Consider the following 17454-nt stretch of genomic DNA (forward strand, 5'->3'; position numbering starts at 1 on the left):
GGGGAAAACAGGATGGCAAAGCCCATTATGCTACAAGGAACAAGCTCACATGTGGGAAAAAGTATCTTGACGACGGCTCTATGCCGTATTTTCTTGCAAGATGGCAAGAAAGTAGTGCCCTTTAAGGCACAAAATATGGCTCTAAATTCTTATGTAACAAAAACAGGCGACGAAATGGGACGGGCTCAAGTGGCTCAAGCCGAAGCCGCTGGTTTAGAGCCTGCTGTCGAGATGAATCCAGTATTGTTAAAACCTACGGGATCGGCCTGCTCGCAAGTTATTGTTATGGGAAAACCCGTTGGAACCATGTCGGCGGCCCAATATCATCAAGGATATAGCTTAAAAGCCTTAGCGGCGGTAGAAAAATGCCTGGAGAAGTTGAATCAGGACTATGAAGTCATCGTTATTGAAGGGGCTGGAAGCCCGGCTGAAGTGAACTTAAAGAAAAATGATATTGTGAATATGCGTATTGCTAAGCATTTGACAGCTCCGGTTCTTTTGATCGCCGATATTGACCGCGGCGGCGCATTAGCTTCGATTGTAGGTACGCTTGAATTGTTAGAAGCTGATGAACGGCAGCTAGTGAAAGGCTTGATTATTAATAAATTTCGCGGCGATATTAAACTTTTGCAGCCCGCTCTTGACTTTTTGGAGCAAAAAACAGGAAAACCTGTTTTAGGCGTTGTGCCGCATCTTGAGGATCTAGGAATTGATGATGAAGATTCGGTTAGTCTGGAAGATAAGCAGAGCGAGGTAACGAAAGAGTTAGATATTGCAGTGATGCAACTACCTAAGTTATCTAATTTTACGGATTTTGACGCTTTAGGAGCGGAGCCTGATACATCAGTTCGCTATGTTCGTCAAGGCGACACAATCGGCCAGCCTGATTTAATCATTTTGCCAGGCAGCAAAAACACGACAGAAGACCTGCTTTATTTAAAAGAACATGGCTACGAACAGGAAATTCAATCCCTTGTGGCGAAAAATATTCCTGTTATCGGTATTTGCGGTGGCTATCAGATGCTTGGCTGCAAGCTTTATGATCCCGATCATACCGAATCAAACCATGATGAGCTTTCTGGTCTTGGTTTGTTACCTATTTCTACTGTTTTTGCACCAACAAAAGTGACTCATCAAGTTACGGCGCGCAGCGCTGGACCGTTGCTCCTCGGTGTAGAAACCGAGGGAGAGGAACTTACTGGCTATGAAATTCATATGGGAAGAACAAATTTCTTGGAATCTGTTCAAACGGCTTTCCATCTAGAGTCACGTTCTGGCGAAGCGATTTCTATTGACGACGGTGTTGTGCGGCAGGATGGACTCGTCATGGGAACGTATTTGCATGGAATTTTTGATAATGATAAATTGCGTCGTAAAATTTTAAATGCACTGCGTTGTCGCAAAGGTCTTGCTCCGCTTGAAGTTACAGTGAATCGTCTGGCCCAAAAAGAGGCAGCTTATAATCGGTTGGCTGATACGGTACGCGACAGTCTGGATATGAAAAAACTTTATGCAATGATGGGGCTTGAAGAATGAGCCATACAGTATTAAATCAGTATAGCTGGTTTTTCCTGTTACCTCTTGGCGCTGTTTTATTTGATACGTTATTAGGAGATCCGCGCAGTCGGCTCCATCCAGTAGTGCTAATTGGCAATTTCATTGGATTATTAGAAAAAATATTGCGTCGTCCAAAGGCGTCAGCCGGGGCAAAACGAGCAGCAGGCGCTGTTCTAGTCGGCTCAGTTCTCGCTGTGACTTATACGGTCGTTTTTTATATTTGTTCTTTTTTATCATTGCTGGAACCATGGGAGACCTTAGCTGGCGAAGCGATGCTTCTATCTTTTGCTATTAGTCCTCGTAGTCTGGCGGAAGCTGGTAATGGGATTAAAAATTTATTGTTGCAAAACAAATTAAAAGAGGCTAGAAAGCAGGTCGGTTGGATTGTAGGCCGTGACACAGATCGGTTATCGACGCCGGAAGTAACGCGGGCTACGGTGGAAACCGTGGCAGAAAATATTGTAGATGGTATTATATCGCCGCTTTTTTATGCAATAATTGGCGGCGTTCCTTTGGCATTTTTATATCGGGCGGTTAATACGCTTGACTCCATGGTGGGATATAAAAATGAAAAGTATCTTGATTTTGGCATGGTTGCTGCAAGGGTTGATGACATTTTTAACTTTTTTCCTGCTAGAATAACTGGACTTTTATTACTAGCTGCCGCTTTACTGACAGGTTTTGATAGTAAAGCAGGCTTAAAAATGTGGCTTCGCGATGCGCGCAAGCATCCCAGTCCTAACAGCGGGATCCCTGAATCGATTGTATCGGGCGCCCTTCATGTTCGGCTTGGCGGAATTAATTATTATGGCGGGGTTGCGTCGCACCGGGCGTTTATGGGCGATGCAAAAGAAGTATTAGGACCAGGGCATATAGCTAAGACAATTCGACTTATGTATGTGGCAACTTTTCTGTTTGTACTTGGCTATGGACTTTTAGCTTGGCTTACTTTGTCTAGTAGCTTATCATTTTAGGGGGACTTCTATGGGCGCTTTTATTGCGGCACTACAATTTTTAACACGGATTCGGTTAAAGGAAGAAACACAATGGTCGGCTGAACGATTTGGTAAAAGTGTTGCTTTTTTTCCTGGTGTTGGTTTAGTGCTCGGCATGCATCTTTTGTTGATTCACTACATTCTAAGCGCTTTTCTTTCCATTCATCTGACGGCATTGCTATTGGTGATTGCTGGCTTTGTTCTGACCGGAGCGTTGCATTGTGATGGTCTTATGGATACGGCTGACGGGCTTTTATCAGGGCGGAGTCGGGAGCGAATGTTGGAAATTATGAAGGATAGTCGTGTCGGCGCTAGTGGTGTAACGGTATTTGTATTGCTCGTTCTTGCCAAGTGGGCTCTCATAGAAGAGATTTCTCCTGCATTTTTGCCTGCGGCGCTTATTACTATGCCGGTTATTTCCCGTGTGGCGTTATCCTTATCGGTTACTTTATACGGGTATGCCAGGCCGGAAGGAATCGGCAAACTTTTTGCGGAATATACAGGAAAACGTGAGGCGTTGCAAGCTTTTTGTTTAGGCGCTTTGATCCTAATTCCCTTAAGTGTACTGGAGTGGCGTGCCGCTTTAGCGGCGAGTATTAGCCTTGTTTTTTCTCATCTTTTTTGTCGATACGTCGAAAAAAAACTTGGTGGCTTGACTGGCGATACATATGGCGCTGTTACTGAATTAACGGAACTTGTTGCCTTAACGGCTTTTTTATCATAGTGTGGGAGAGAAATGATGAATTTTACCGTAAAAAGTCCTGGTTCTTGTGGGGAACTTGTGCAAGGGGTTGTTGATGGACAACCTTTTTTAATTACTTGCCCGATTGATTTATATACAGCATTAACAGTTTCAGATAAAAGGGTTGTTTCAAGTACTTTGGCTGAAAAATCACAGCAGGCGCTTTCGGTTACCCTTGATTATTTAGAAACCGGTTTAAGTAAAGACGAGTTTGTAAGACAATTTTCTTTTTCCTATGAATCTGCTTTGCCTGTGGGCAAAGGGATGGCGTCCAGCAGCGCTGACTTAAGCGCTGTTTGTCAGGCTGTAGCCGTAGCGCAGGGGAGAGAGCTTACACCTGATGAGATTGCTGATATATGCTTGGCTATTGAGCCGACGGATGGTACTTTTTATTCAGGAATCATGTTATTTGATCATGTGCAGGGGAAAATTCGTCGCAATTTGGGGCACCCGCCTGATATGATAATAGCTATTTTAGATGTGGGTGGTCAAGTTGATACACTTTCTTTTCATCAGCGTACAGACCTTGTTGTACTGAATAAAAGTAAAGAAAAAGAAGTGCGCGAAGCTACGGAACTGGTTATAGCAGGATTACAGCGTGGTGATTTGTCCTTGATTGGTCAAGGAGCTACCTTAAGTGCTTTGGCAAATCAGGCCATTTTATATAAACCACCGTTGGAGTCCTTATTGCGTTTGAGCAGCCGTTATGGAGCATACGGTATTAATGCTGCTCATAGCGGAACGGTCTTAGGATTGATGTTTTCAGTCGGTCAAGATGATAAGGTTAAAGCTTGTCTTGAAGAGATTCAAGGGACTTGTCCTTTCGTGTCACATCTTAAGACGGTGCGGTTAATTGGCGGCGGTGTGCAGGTTATGCGGGAGGGATGCCTATGAAAAATGAACATGGTGGTAATATTTACGCCGAAAACCGTAAAAATATCGACATAAATCCGAGCGAGTGGCTTGATTATAGCGCTAATATTAATCCTTTGGGATTAGCTGATTCGGTGCGTAACGCTCTTTCCGGTGCAATCGATTCAGTACTCCACTATCCTGATACACAAGCCTATGATTTAAAGCAGGCGATCAGCGTTGCTTATGATATTCCGTTTCAGCAAATTACGCCAGGTAATGGCGCAGTGGAACTTTTTTATCTTTTGTGCCATGTGTATCGACCTAAAAAGGTTTTAATTTTAGCTCCGACTTTTAGTGAATATGAACGTTCTGCTCGTGCGTCCGGGGCTGAAATTATTAATCATTATTTAGAACAATCTAATGATTTTCAAGTTTCTTTTGAAACATTAATGGAACAATTCATTAGCGAAAAGCCCGATCTTTTCTTTTTTTGCAATCCCAATAATCCCACAGGACAGTTAGTAACTAGGCAGATGCTAAGACCGCTCATCGAGCAAGCCCAAAAGCAAAAGTGTCTCGTTGTTGTTGATGAGTCATTTCTTGATTTTATCAGCGATCCCGTTGTTTCTTGTAAGCCTTTTCTACAAGAATTTGAAAATCTCTTAATTAGTCACTCTCTCACAAAATTTTATGCGATTCCTGGATTGCGCCTTGGCTTTATGGCAGCTTCCGCTGCTCTTACGGCAAAGTTACATGAGGCGAAAGATCCTTGGAATGTCAATTCTTTAGCGCAGATTGCGGGAGTTGCTGCTTTATCAGACCATGTTTTTGGTGAAAAGAGCAGGAGCTATATAGAGCAGGAGAAAGTCAGATTTCATCAAGGTCTGTGCCGAATAAACGGGCTAAAGCCCTTGCCCCCATCAGTGAACTACATTCTAGTCAATACGGAGGCAGTGCAGCTTACGGCATCGGTTATTGCGCAGCGACTAAAAAAAGAAGGAATTTTAATACGTGATTGTAGTAATTATGAAGGCTTAAATGCTTATTATTTGCGCTTAGCCGTAAAGCTTGCAAAGCAAAATGACCGTCTACTTTACTTTTTGGAAAAAGCCGTGAAGGGAGAACTGCATGACTAAAATTTTTTATGTTCGCCATGGGCAGACTGCTTGGAATTTAGCAATGCGCTATCAAGGACATACGGATATTCCGCTTGATGAAGTGGGGCTTCAGCAGGCGGAAGCGGTTGCTACCTTTTTAGAGAAGGAAAAGATTGATTGTATTTATGCTAGCGATTTAACGCGAGCCTTAGAGACAGGCCGGATGATTGGCAAGCGTCAGGGTTTAGAAGTCATTCCTGAACCGGATTTTCGTGAAATTCATTTTGGCGAATGGGAAGGTTTAAAATACGACCAGATCCAGGATAAATGGGCGACAACACTAGATCAACTTTATACACAGCCTGACGATATTCAAATTCCCGGCGGGGAATCTTTCCGCACAGTGCAGGAAAGGGCAATGCGTGCTGTTTCTCGAATTTTACAAAAGCATCAAAATCAGACGATTTTAATTGCTTCCCATGGCGGAACAATTCGGACGATACTTTGCGCTGCCTTACATATGCCATTAAATGATTTATGGTCAATTCGCCAGGATAATACGGCACTAAACGCTGTTGAATATTATGATAGTCGAACAATTGTAGCGTTAGTCAATAGTGTATTTCATTTAAAATGATTCGATTGTGTGGGAAGAAAAGCAAAAATATTTTTGTTTTTCTTTTCTTTTTTGGGCCTTAGTCTGGCTTTTTCGTATTTTGAGAAAATAGCAGGAAAAAGGTATTCTTTTGTATAAATTAGTAAAGTAGCATTTGAATATTTTTAGGATTGATTTTGCCAGCGAGGATGTGACTTTGCATGCAGCTTAGTGAGGCGCCATTTTGGAATGGTATTCAAAATGGTTGTATTCTGCTGACGTTAACGGGAAAAATTATAGAGGTCAATCAGGCAGCTGAGCAGTTGTTACATCGCGATCGCGTAACCTTATTAGATAAATCTGTTATGACAGTCTTTTCAATGTCTGAAGCCAAATGGAATTTTCTTTGTAATAAGGCCAAAGCAAGACTGCCCTTGTCTTTTTATATGGAGCAATTGACAAATTGTTGTACTTTGCAAAAAGTTCAATCTAATTATTTGTTATCAATACAGCCGGAAACCAGAGTCGAAGAATCGCTTGTGGAAGTTTCGCGGTGGGAACTACAGCCTTTTTTAACAAAAAAAGTTCTAAGTGAAGGTGGATTGACGCCAGCCTTGGAATACTTGCAAAATTGGCTGGGCTGTACCTCCATTTTTTTATGCACTTTTTCCTTTCGTTCTTTAACTGTGCAAACAGGTACTTTTAAGATCGATGGAAAAGAAAAGGAACATGTTATTGCACCAAACGAATTTTTAGTAACGGCTTTGCAAGGGGCTGCTCCTTGTCTTTTTACAAGAAGAGACTTTAGCGAAGTAAGAACGACAGCTGAGTTGCTAGAATCTTATCATATTGATTCTTTATTTTTAGTTCCCTTTCAGAAAGCGGGGCTTGTTTGTGGCGCATTGATTTTTGCATCAAATCAAGCAGATTTTTTTAACACGGTAAAGAATCGACAGCGAGCTTTGCTCCTAACGAAAACTTGGGGAAACGCTTTGTATGATAAACTATTTTTGCAGAAATCGTGTGACAAGAAAGACTCTGGGACCGATCAAAGCGCGATTTGTATAGAAAAAACTAAAAGCGGCAAACAAGTTTTTCCTTTAAAACAGCAGAGAAAATTTGCCGAGAAAAGCTTTTATAAAGCATTTCATAATAATCCTTGTTTAATGATGCTTAGCGATGTGGCAGGACATATTTTGCTATTGAATCATAGTTTTTTACGAACTACTCGTTTTGAAAAACGCGATATGGTGGGCAGAAAGATTGGAGAAATTGGACTTTGCTCTGCCGAGTCATTAAGTCTTTTAAAGACGAGTTTAGTGGAAAAACATAGAATCAATCAACGGGAAATTAACTTTTTTACAAAGCAAGGCGAAGTGAGACAAGGCCTGCTTGAAGTGGACTTTGTTCGAGTAGATGGCAAAGAGATTCTCTTGATACAGATCGTTGATATTACTGAACAAAAACGAATGGAGCAAGAATTATGTCGCTTAGATAGTTTAAGCATTGTCGGACAAATGGCGGCAGGCATTAGTCATGAAGTGCGAAATCCGATGACAACCGTGAGAGGATTTTTGCAAATGCTGATGCGTAAGCCCGATTGTCAAAAATATAAAGGCTTTTACGAATTGATGATTTTAGAATTAGATCGAGCCAATTCGTTAATTAGTGAATTTTTAGTTGTTGCGCGAAATAAGCCAGTTGATATGGCTAAACAAGACTTAAATGACATTATTCGCGCTGTCGAGCCACTTATTTATGCTCAATCCTTAAGTTTAGGAAAAGATCTACAAGTATTGCTTGGCGAGATACCACCGATTTATGTAAATGGCAAAGAAATACGTCAATTGTTACTCAATCTTGTTGGCAATGCGCTTGATGCTATGGATAAAGGTCAGACTGTAACGGTAAAAACAACTATTTTTAACCAACGAGTTCAGCTAATTGTGGCCGATCAAGGGAAGGGAATTGATCAAAACCATTTGCATAAATTAGGTACACCCTTTTTTACAACCAAAGAAAAAGGTACAGGACTTGGTTTGGCTGTCTGTTTTCAAATTATCGAACGTCATCGCGCCGTTGTATCAGTTGATACTTGTTCGAAGGGAACTGTATTTACCATTTCTTTTCCACTAGAGAAATCTTCGGGGATTGTGGCAAAATAAAATAAGCCTCAAATAATAAGAAAAGTGGTATAAATAGCAAATTGAAAGCTAAATTTATACCACTTTTCTGTACTGTTATTCAATTGAAAAACTGTGGACACCTTGTAAAGCTATTTGACGATTGCTCGTTAGTTTGTTTTTGCCATAGCGGCAGCTTCTTCTAACGCAGCTGCTAGCTGGTCAGGGCAAGACGTTGTTTTGCTGCCACAGCGAATCCCCTTAAGTCGAGCAATGACTTCGTGGGCAGGAAGCCCTTCAACTAGTTTGGCAATTCCTTGTAAATTACCGTCGCAGCCGCCATGAAAGATAACATTTTTTATGCGATCATCTTGAACGTCAAACGTAATTTGTTTTGTACAAACACCTGTTGGTGAAAATGTGTTCATAGGAAAACCCCCTTGGTAACCATAAAATATTTTAACTTTAATTATATTCGAGATTTATATTACTTTTCCTTCTAACTGATAGAAATTATTTTATAGGAAAAAGTGTTTTATTGGCAGCAGGATAAATCGGGAAAAGTGCGAAATGAAATCTAATAAGAATTGATTTGTGCGGAGGGGTATTTGTGGCGTTTTTGGTAAGAGCGGTGCTATGTAGTATGATGATAATCGCCTATGCTTCGACAGCTTTTGCTTCTGGTTTGTATTTTATGCAAGGTGATAAAGGCGCGGAGATTTCACTTTTGCAAACAAAGCTGAAAGAACGAGGGTATTATAGCGGGGCGATTGATGGTTTCTTTAGTTACAAATTTAAGTTGGCCGTCAAAGAGTTTCAACGCCGTCAACATTTACCAGATGATGGCATTGTTGATCAAGAGACATACCGAGAAATTACAGGGCGAGAACGAAATAGTCGCTCATTTTCCTATCAGACGAAGGGAATTGTGGAAACAGCACAGCGTTATATTGGTACTCCCTACGTGTTTGGCGGGACAAGCCCTAAAGGCTTTGATTGCTCGGGATTTACGCAATATGTCTTTAAACAGCAAGGACGACAATTGCCGCGAATGGCTGATCAGCAGTTTCTAGTAGGAAAAATGATTTCGCGAAACTCTTTGCAAAAAGGGGATCTTGTATTTTTTTCGACCTATGAAAAAGGGGCTTCCCATGAAGGAATTTATATGGGAGAAGGACGCTTTATTCATGCTTCGACTAGCAAAGGTGTTATGATTAGCCATCTTGATGAACCCTATTGGAAAACTCGTTATTTGGGAGCTAGGCGTGTTATATAGGTCTGTCGCATGAAAGAACGTCAGACCGTACATATTAATATACACGGTTTTATAATAAAAATTAAGCGATAGACTCGAGGAGGATGTTATAATGGCAACAGTAATTCAGGGAACAATTGATAACTTTCAAAGTGAAGTTTTAGAAGAACAGAAACCTGTCGTAGTAGATTTTTGGGCGCCTTGGTGCGGCTATTGTTCGCGTCTATCTCCCGTACTTGATGATGTAGCGGTGGAAATGAGCCAGGAATGTAAAATAGTTAAGGTCAATGTTGACGAGCAGCGTGAATTAGCTGAACGGTATGCCGTAAAAAGTCTGCCAACGATGATCGTCTTTAAACAAGGCGATGCTGGTGAAAAAATTATGGGTTATATGCCAAAAGAAAATCTGATTGGGAAATTAAAACCCTTGCTGTAAGCAGTAGTAACGAAAAAAGAGTCTATGGCCGAAGTTATGGCTATAGACTCTTTTTTTCGGTATAGATAGAGCGGGCTGTGAATAAAAAGGTAAAAAAGACTTGTGACACTATCAGGAGGGTTTCTATGCAGAAGTGTCGTCGTATTTTGCTTGTTGGTCCGCCGAATGTAGGCAAAAGCTTGATCTTTTATCGTCTCACTGGCGCTTACGCTTTTGTATCCAATTATCCGGGAACAACTGTAGAAATTTCTCATGCATGGCTTTCTTTAGGCGACCAAATTTATGAGGTTATTGATACGCCAGGAATGTATTCTTTATATGCGCGCACTGAAGAAGAACGCGTCGCACGGGAAACTTTATTTTCTTTCGCTGATTCGCTGGTGATTCAAGTATTAGATGGAAAGAATCTTATTCGTATGCTACCACAGACCTATGAACTGATTGATGGCGGTTTTTCTGTTTTGCTTGTAATTAATATGATGGACGAAGCGAAAGCTCTAGGTATTTCTATAAATGTCGCAGCGCTCAGTCAACGGCTGAAAATTCCTGTGATTTCAGGGTCAGCCTTCCAGTCAAAAGACATGAAACAGCTAAAACAGGCTTTGCGTGCTTACAAAAAACAAGTTGCTGAGCCGGTTCCATTCTCACCTATATTGGAACAAGCCTTAGATCAAATCACCCAATGGTTGCCAGAAAATTTTTTGCCGGCGCGTCGTTTAATCGCCTATTTACTACTACAGCAGGATATAACTGCTTTGTATGTTTATAAAAGTCTGCCGAAGCGGCAAACCTTGTTGCAGGAAGTGCAGCGTACAAGAGAAGAACTTACGCATTCTTGCAACAAACCGCCTTCTGTTCTTTTTCTTAAAGAAAGAGGCGAGCAAGTGGCTGCTGTAACGAAAGACACAATAACTTATGGAACAGGAGTTTTACGGCGAAGTCTTGCGCCCTTTTTAGCGAAAGTAACTCGCGAAGAAAAAACCGGACTTTTTTTTGCTTTTATCATACTTTTTGGCGGATTATATGAATTTGTTGGTCGCTTTGGCGCTGGGTGGCTTGTCGATACGTTAGATCGTTATTTTTTTCAAGACACGTTACTGCCTTACGCTATGATGCTTTTGACTGATTGGGGCGTAAATGGTTCCTTGCAAACCTTGCTAGTGGGCGATTTTGGTGTTTTGTCATTAGGTCTACGTTATGCCGTGGCGATTGTTTTGCCGATTATGGCTACTTTTTTTTTCTTTTTTGCTTTTTTAGAAGATACGGGATATTTATCGCGACTGGCTCTGTTAACAAATCGTTTTTTTTCTCTTGCCGGTCTGAATGGGCGTTTTGCAATTCCTTTTTTTGTGGGATTTGGCTGCGGGACTCTCGCCGTCTTATCAACTAGAATTCTTACAACGAAACGGGAACGTCGAATTGCCGCTTTTTTGCTTATGCTGGCGATTCCTTGTTCAGCCCAGCTGGGACTGATTATTGCTTTGCTTTCACTTCATAGAGAATTATTTTTGTACTGGTTTTTTTATATGATCATTCTGTTTGTTGGCATTGGGAGCTTGCTAAATCTGTGTCTTCCCGGCAGAAAAGTTCCCTTTTTGCTAGAATTAGCTCCCTTAAGGCTGCCTCACCTGAAAAATATTATATGTAAAACAAGCGAACGGATCAAAGGCTATTTTAGTGAAATGCTGCCGTTGTTTTTAGCGGTTAGTATCTTGCTAAGCCTGTTGGAACTTAGCGGTAAAATGTCAATACTTACAACGTCCATGGCTCCCATTGTTACTCTGTTGGGGTTGCCACCGCAAATGGGGCCGATTTTCTTGCTAGGCTTTGTTCGCCGTGATTACGGTGCAGCTGGCATTTATGATTTATATGTAACAAACCATTTAAATGAAGTGCAGCTATTGACTGCTGCCGTAACTTTTACCGTTTTTTTGCCCTGCTTGGCGCAGTTTGCTCTTGCCATTCGTGAACAAGGCCTTGTTCTTTCGTGCAGTATGGCAGGTTTTATTTTTTTGATTGCGTTAGGGTCTGGTTTATTAGTGAAGCTGTTTTTCGCTTAGACTAAGGAGGGGGTTTGATGGTCAAATCTCTCTTGGAATGTAAGATAGGAGAGAAAATGAGGCTTTGTCGCATTGATGGTCCAGAGTCAGTATTTAGGGAGTTCTTTTTATTGGGTTTGCGGGAAGGCTCTTTGATTGAGGTATTGCAGATAAAGCCCATGTTTGTTCTTAAAACTGCTTATACGGAAATTGCTGTGGAACAAAGATTAGCCGCTTTATTATGGGGAGAAGTTTGCCGCAAGAACTGATTTTTTTCCTGGAGTTTTTCTCTTTTTGGCGGTAAAATAAGAACATACTGGATTTCGTTTCTTAATTCTGGGGGCAAAAAACTTATGATCAATTCTGCAGTTCTTTCACTAGGAGCCATAGGGATTCAGCCATATGGTTCAGTTGTTGTACTGGCTATTATTGCGAGTGCTCTATTTGCTTTATGGCAAGGTAAACGACAAAAGTTGCCGCTAGGACCGATTGCGGAACTTTTAATTTTTTCGCTGCCTTGTGGTATTTTAGGCGGACGTGCCTATTATGTACTCATTAATTGGCCTTATTATTCGAATCACTTACAAGAAATTTTTTTGCTTAACCGTGGCGGTTTTGCCGCCCATGGCGCTTTACTGGCAGTTTTTTGCTTTGGTCTTATATATATAAGATCACAGAAACTCGCCTTTGGCCAATTCGCTGATTTTTTTGCTATGGTCATGGCTTTAGGTGAAGCGATTGGACAATGGGCTAATATCATGAACCAGGAGGCAATTGGTTATCCCACACAGCTCTCCTGGGGAATTTACGTCGACTACGCTATGCGTCCAGTTGGCTATGAGGCTTTTGATTTTTTTCATCCGATTTTTGCTTACCAATCGTTACTTTCATTCGCGCTGCTCTTAGTGCTCTTGCTTATCCAAATATTGGATAGACAACAAAAACTATGGGGAACTGGGCGGCTCTTTTGTTTTTATCTGTTTAGTGAATCAGCTGGTCGATTTGTTATGGAAGGCATGCGGCTTGATAGTGAAGTACTTTATGGGTATAACATTGCACAAGTGGGCAGTGTGTGTTTTATGGTGCTTGCTCTTCTTCTTTTTACTGCTACATTCTTAAAAAGATCTAGTTTGGCTGCAAGGGTTGGTAAAAACGCTGGACAGAATACTACTAAGACAACGATAAAGGTGGAGTGAAGGTCTTGATGTCAAAACGGCGGATGACAATATTAGGCATGGTTTTTGTGTGTATGTTATTATTTATTGCAATGACCTTTAGTGGTACAAATGCTGTGGTAGCGCAGATACCAGAAGTAGAATCAGCAGCGGAAGTTCCTGTGCTAAACTATCATAAAGTGGATGACATGCCAATTGCTTTATCAGTGGCGCCACAGGACTTTGAGGAACAAATTGCCTATTTGGCGCAGCATGGTTTTCATTCCATTACTCCAAAGCAGCTTTATCGGGCTTTGAAAAAAGGCGAAGCTCTACCGGAAAATCCGGTTTTAATTACTTTTGATGATGGATATCTTGATAATTATGAAAATGCCTATCCGATACTAAAAAAATATGGTTTTACAGCCACTTTTTTTGTAATTACTGATTTTATTGGCAAGGATCCTCGCTTTATGAATTGGGATCAGATTCGGCAGATGCAGCAAGATGGTTTTATAATTGGTTCTCATACAGTGAATCATGTACCACTGACCGATTTGCCGCCAGAGGGGGTCATGGCTGAATTGACGCAGTCGCGTGATAAAATTTATGCCGAAACCGGCCAAATGCCTCGTTATTTGGCTTATCCGACTGGCGCCTACAATGATACGGTTCGCAAGCTTGTTCATCAAGCTGGATATAAAGGCGCTTTTACGGTAAGGTATGGTGAGGTCGATTGCGACAGTAATATTTGCTCTTTAGAGCGAATTCCAATTTTTCGTAGTCAACATACTTTCCGGTCTTTTTATATGCGAGTCAATGGCGCCCCTATTTTAAAACGATTAGGAATCATTCGAAACTAGGCCTTTTTTCCTGAATTGTGATTTTTGTAAAAACTTTCAAGGCGACTTGAAGGTTTTTTTTTATTTTGCACGAAATTACTTTATTGAAGTGGTTGAAAGTGGTTGAAAGTGGTTGATAAGAAATGAGTAATGGTGGCGAGTCGCTGTGTTTATGGGAGAATATAACCATACAATAGACGCTAAAGGCCGAATGATATTACCCGCAAAATTTCGTGAACCGCTGGGGCCTGTTTTCATTGCCACAAAAGGGTTAGAAAATTGCCTTTTTGTTTATACTCTAACTGAATGGGCTATATTAGAAGAAAAACTTCGTCAATTACCTCTTGCCAAACCAGAAGCACGAGCTTTTGTACGCTTTTTTTTCGCTGGCGCAGTCGAAGTAGAAGTAGATAAGCAGGGACGAATTTTGTTGCCGACGAATCTTAGAGAGTATGCCAAATTAGAGAAAAACACGGTTGTGATTGGAGTATCCAATCGAGTAGAAATTTGGGATAAGACAAGCTGGGATGAGTATAATGCTCTTACGGCCCCTACTGTAGCTCAAATCGCGGAACATTTGGCGGATCTTGGAATTTAACGGAGTGATAATGATGGAGTTTGAACATAAAAGCGTTTTGCTTGATGCGAGCGTTGATGGATTGATAACAAATCCCGCTGGAATTTATGTGGATTGTACTTTAGGCGGTGCCGGTCATGGGGCTGCCATTGTGGAAAAATTGTTGCCTGAAGGTTGTTACATTGGTTTTGATCAAGATCCTGCTGCCATTACGGCAGGCAGGGAACGGTTAGCTAAAGCGAAATGCCGAATTGAACTCATTCATAGCAATTTTGAACATTTTAAGGATTGTCTTGATCGAGTCGGTATTGATAAAGTTGATGGCGTCTTATTCGACCTTGGTGTTTCTTCGCATCAGCTCGATACGGCTGAGCGAGGCTTTTCTTATATGCAGGATGCGCCGCTGGATATGCGCATGGACCCGAATAATCCCTTTTCCGCCTATGATGTAGTAAATCGCTACAGTGAAGCGGAACTTACCCGTATTATCTTCGAATATGGCGAGGAGCGCTGGGGAAAACGGATTGTGCAGTTTATTTTAGCAGAAAGAGCCCTTGCTCCGATTGAAACAACGGGACAACTTGTAACAGTTATAAAAAAAGCCATTCCCGCTGGAGCTAGACAGGATGGACCTCATCCAGCTAAACGTACTTTCCAGGCGATACGAATTGAGGTAAATCGCGAACTGGTGATTTTAAAAAATACTTTTCTGGCGGCAATTGATCGGTTAAAGCAAGGTGGTCGGCTTTGCGTTATTACGTTTCATTCGCTGGAAGATCGCATTACGAAACAGGTATTGCAAGAACAGGCGAAAGGCTGTATTTGTCCGCCGAAATTTCCTGTTTGTGTTTGCGGCCATCGGCCTAACGTGAAAATTCTCGGGAAACCGCGTGTACCTTCCTCTCAGGAGCTGGAAGAAAATCCCCGGTCACGCAGCGCGAAATTGCGCATTGCTGAGAAGATTGGTTAAAAACAGTTCTATTTTATAAGGGGGAACCGTATGATGTTAGTGAGCAAAAAGCAAGAGTGGGAACATCACGAGCAACATTTGACAACAGAGCAGAACAATAAGCTTCCCAAGCCTCAGCTTGATGCGCCGCTACGCAAGAGATGTCTGGGGATCGTATTTCTCCTAATTTTTATGGCTGTGGCTATCACGATTCAGAGTGAATGGATAGTTCGCAGCGGCTATGATCTTGTCGAAATGAAGAAACAAGTCGTTCGTTTAGAAAAAGAAAATGAAGAAATGCATCTGGCAATTGCTAAATTACGGGCGCCTAGTCGCATTGAACGGATTGCTACAAGCCAGCTTGGTCTGGTTCAACCAGCTTCTGTTTATTATGCCGCCGCTGGCGCTGCTACTACAACAGAAACGGGGAAAGAAAAAACAGATCATTCCTTACTAGGTTTTGTAAAGGCAGAGATCGCCCAGAACACTACTCGACGGTAGCCAATTGAACAGCACGGAGGGATCAGTCTGTGGCAGCAGCTTCCCATGGCATGATTCGTCGGCGGGTTATTATTCTCTTCTTATTGGTTACCTTTCTCTTGACAGGCCTTTGTTTAAGGCTTGGCTATCTGCAACTATTTCGCAGCAGTTGGCTTAGCGAAAATGCTACGGATCAAAGAATCCGCAACATCCCCGTGGAAGCCAAACGGGGTCTTATTTTTGACCGAAAAGGCAGAGAACTTGCCGTAAGTAAAAGCATTGAATCTGTTTATGCAATTCCGGCCGAAATTAAAGATGTGCAAGATACAGCAGCCAAATTGGCTGCTATTTTGAATTTACAGGCTGATGACTTGTCTCGAAATTTAGCCAAACGACAGGCTTTTGTTTGGGTTAAGCGAAAAGTAGAACCAGCTTTAGCCAGGAAAATTCAAGAATCTGCCTTAGTTGGCGTCGGAATTACGCAAGAGGGGCAGCGTTACTATCCGAATGATGAAATCGCTGCTCATGTTTTGGGATTTACTGGAATTGATAGCCAAGGGCTTGATGGTGTGGAAATGACCTTTGACAGCGAACTAAAAGGAACGCCTGGTCGTATTTTGGTAGAATATGATGCCAGAGGACGGGAAATTCCTTATGCGAATCATCGTTTTATTCCGCCAGAGCCAGGCAATAATATTTATCTAACAATTGATCTTGTTGTGCAAAAAATTGTTGAACGGGAACTTGATCAAATTATGACGGATACGCAGGCCGCTGCGGCTACTGTTGTAGCGCTAGAACCAGCGACAGGCAAAGTATTGGCCATGGCAAACCGTCCGACCTATAATCCTAACCATTTTGGCGACTACGCTCCCAAGTTTTGGCGTAATTTAGCATTATCTAATGCCTATGAACCAGGCTCTACTTTTAAAATTGTAACAGCTGCAGCGGCCTTAAACGAAAAGGTTGTCACTTTACAAGACCGCTTTTACGACCCTGGCGCGATTGATGTGCAGGGGCGACAGATCCATTGTTGGAAAGAGGGCGGCCATGGCAGCGAATCTTTCGCGGAAGTAGTGCAAAATTCTTGTAATGTGGGCTTTGTCAATGTAGGCCTTCGCCTGGGACGCGATTCTTTCTATCAATACCTAGAAAAAAGTGGTTTTGGTCATTTAACCGAAATCGCGTTGCCGGGGGAAGCCAAAGGAATTGTTATTGATAAAAAAGACGTAAAACCTATTAACATTGCTACGTTAGCGATGGGGCAGAGTATTGCTGTAACCCCCTTGCAGCTCGCGAGCGCTGTTGGCGCCATCGTTAATGACGGCAATCGTCTACGACCGCAAATTGTTGAAAAAGTTGTTTCGAAAGATGGGCGATTAGTCAGAGAAATTCAGCCGGAATCTTTAGGTCAAGTGATTAATTTTGAAACAAGTGCAGAAGTTAGAGGAGTTCTGGAAAAAGTTGTTGAATTGGGTACAGGTAGAAATGCTTTTCTTGCCGGATATTCTGTCGGCGGTAAAACAGGAACAGCCCAAAAGGTAGGAGCAGGCGGCTATATGGCTGGAAAGTATGTTGCTTCATTTATTGGTTTCGCTCCTGTTCAAAAGCCTCAAATTGTTTTGCTTATTTTAATTGATGAGCCCATGGGACTTTATTATGGCGGGCAAATTGCTGCACCTGCTTTTGCGGCGATGATGAAAGATATACTGCCTTATTTACAAATTCCTAAAATGCCTGACAAACAATGAGTAAAAA

Annotated in this window: 18 protein-coding genes; 17 read left to right on the forward strand and 1 reads right to left on the reverse strand. The window is 41.9% G+C overall.

Annotated features, from left to right (window positions below; all coding sequences use genetic code 11):
- Positions 1–12 precede the first annotated feature (12 nt).
- The 7 genes from AC0NJP_RS02290 (at position 13) to AC0NJP_RS02320 (ending at position 8006) form a co-directional block, all read left to right on the forward strand.
- Complete coding sequence (locus tag AC0NJP_RS02290) at positions 13–1536, forward strand: cobyric acid synthase (RefSeq protein ID WP_474698639.1); 1524 nt, start codon at positions 13–15, stop codon at positions 1534–1536.
- Complete coding sequence (gene cbiB / locus AC0NJP_RS02295) at positions 1533–2531, forward strand: adenosylcobinamide-phosphate synthase CbiB (protein ID WP_474698640.1); 999 nt, start codon at positions 1533–1535, stop codon at positions 2529–2531. Before AC0NJP_RS02290 ends, cbiB begins: the two co-directional genes overlap by 4 nt.
- A 10-nt stretch (positions 2532–2541) precedes the next feature.
- The gene (gene cobS, locus AC0NJP_RS02300) at positions 2542–3276 is read left to right on the forward strand and encodes an adenosylcobinamide-GDP ribazoletransferase (RefSeq protein WP_474698641.1); all 735 of its coding nucleotides are present in this window, start codon (positions 2542–2544) and stop codon (positions 3274–3276) included.
- 12 nt (positions 3277–3288) lie between these two features.
- On the forward strand, positions 3289–4188 hold the full coding sequence (locus AC0NJP_RS02305; RefSeq protein ID WP_474038401.1) for a GHMP family kinase ATP-binding protein: 900 nt from the start codon (positions 3289–3291) through the stop codon (positions 4186–4188).
- Positions 4185–5285: a threonine-phosphate decarboxylase CobD gene (cobD, locus tag AC0NJP_RS02310; protein ID WP_474698642.1), complete on the forward strand. Its 1101-nt coding sequence runs from the start codon at positions 4185–4187 to the stop codon at positions 5283–5285. Before AC0NJP_RS02305 ends, cobD begins: the two co-directional genes overlap by 4 nt.
- A complete protein-coding gene (cobC, locus tag AC0NJP_RS02315) occupies positions 5278–5883 on the forward strand; it encodes an alpha-ribazole phosphatase (RefSeq protein ID WP_474698643.1) in 606 nt (201 codons plus the stop codon). The genes cobD and cobC overlap by 8 nt, the downstream gene beginning before the upstream one ends.
- 179 nt (positions 5884–6062) lie before the next feature.
- On the forward strand, positions 6063–8006 hold the full coding sequence (locus AC0NJP_RS02320; RefSeq protein WP_474698644.1) for an ATP-binding protein: 1944 nt from the start codon (positions 6063–6065) through the stop codon (positions 8004–8006).
- 128 nt (positions 8007–8134) lie between these two features.
- Here AC0NJP_RS02320 and AC0NJP_RS02325 read toward each other — a convergent pair whose 3' ends face one another.
- On the reverse strand, positions 8135–8392 hold the full coding sequence (locus AC0NJP_RS02325) for a TIGR03905 family TSCPD domain-containing protein (protein ID WP_474038405.1): 258 nt from the start codon (positions 8390–8392) through the stop codon (positions 8135–8137).
- A 182-nt stretch (positions 8393–8574) separates the two neighbouring features.
- Here AC0NJP_RS02325 and AC0NJP_RS02330 point away from each other — a divergent pair, with 182 nt between their 5' ends.
- The 10 genes from AC0NJP_RS02330 to AC0NJP_RS02375 all read left to right on the forward strand — a co-directional run bounded on the left by AC0NJP_RS02330 (position 8575) and on the right by AC0NJP_RS02375 (position 17447).
- A complete protein-coding gene (locus AC0NJP_RS02330; RefSeq protein ID WP_474038406.1) occupies positions 8575–9240 on the forward strand; it encodes a C40 family peptidase in 666 nt (221 codons plus the stop codon).
- 91 nt (positions 9241–9331) lie between these two features.
- A complete protein-coding gene (gene trxA, locus AC0NJP_RS02335) occupies positions 9332–9655 on the forward strand; it encodes a thioredoxin (protein ID WP_474038407.1) in 324 nt (107 codons plus the stop codon).
- Positions 9656–9780: 125 nt separating this feature from the next.
- Complete coding sequence (gene feoB / locus AC0NJP_RS02340) at positions 9781–11715, forward strand: ferrous iron transport protein B (RefSeq protein ID WP_474698645.1); 1935 nt, start codon at positions 9781–9783, stop codon at positions 11713–11715.
- Positions 11716–11732: 17 nt separating this feature from the next.
- Positions 11733–11963, forward strand: coding sequence for a FeoA family protein (locus AC0NJP_RS02345; RefSeq protein WP_474698646.1), 231 nt, complete (start codon positions 11733–11735; stop codon positions 11961–11963).
- An 84-nt stretch (positions 11964–12047) separates the two neighbouring features.
- Positions 12048–12890 carry a prolipoprotein diacylglyceryl transferase gene (gene lgt, locus AC0NJP_RS02350; RefSeq protein ID WP_474038410.1) on the forward strand — a complete coding sequence of 281 codons (843 nt, stop codon included), beginning with the start codon at positions 12048–12050 and terminating at the stop codon, positions 12888–12890.
- An 8-nt stretch (positions 12891–12898) separates the two neighbouring features.
- Complete coding sequence (locus AC0NJP_RS02355) at positions 12899–13711, forward strand: polysaccharide deacetylase family protein (RefSeq protein ID WP_474038737.1); 813 nt, start codon at positions 12899–12901, stop codon at positions 13709–13711.
- A gap of 145 nt (positions 13712–13856) precedes the next feature.
- Entirely contained in the window at positions 13857–14288 is a 432-nt protein-coding gene (mraZ, locus tag AC0NJP_RS02360) for a division/cell wall cluster transcriptional repressor MraZ (RefSeq protein WP_474038411.1), read from the forward strand.
- Between the two features lie 13 nt (positions 14289–14301).
- Positions 14302–15237 carry a 16S rRNA (cytosine(1402)-N(4))-methyltransferase RsmH gene (gene rsmH, locus AC0NJP_RS02365; protein WP_474698841.1) on the forward strand — a complete coding sequence of 312 codons (936 nt, stop codon included), beginning with the start codon at positions 14302–14304 and terminating at the stop codon, positions 15235–15237.
- Between the two features lie 30 nt (positions 15238–15267).
- Positions 15268–15717 carry a septum formation initiator family protein gene (locus AC0NJP_RS02370; protein ID WP_474038412.1) on the forward strand — a complete coding sequence of 150 codons (450 nt, stop codon included), beginning with the start codon at positions 15268–15270 and terminating at the stop codon, positions 15715–15717.
- Between the two features lie 29 nt (positions 15718–15746).
- Entirely contained in the window at positions 15747–17447 is a 1701-nt protein-coding gene (locus AC0NJP_RS02375; RefSeq protein ID WP_474698647.1) for a peptidoglycan D,D-transpeptidase FtsI family protein, read from the forward strand.
- Positions 17448–17454: the final 7 nt, after the last annotated feature.

The sequence above is a fragment of the Pelorhabdus sp. sgz311002 genome (genome assembly GCF_056134285.1).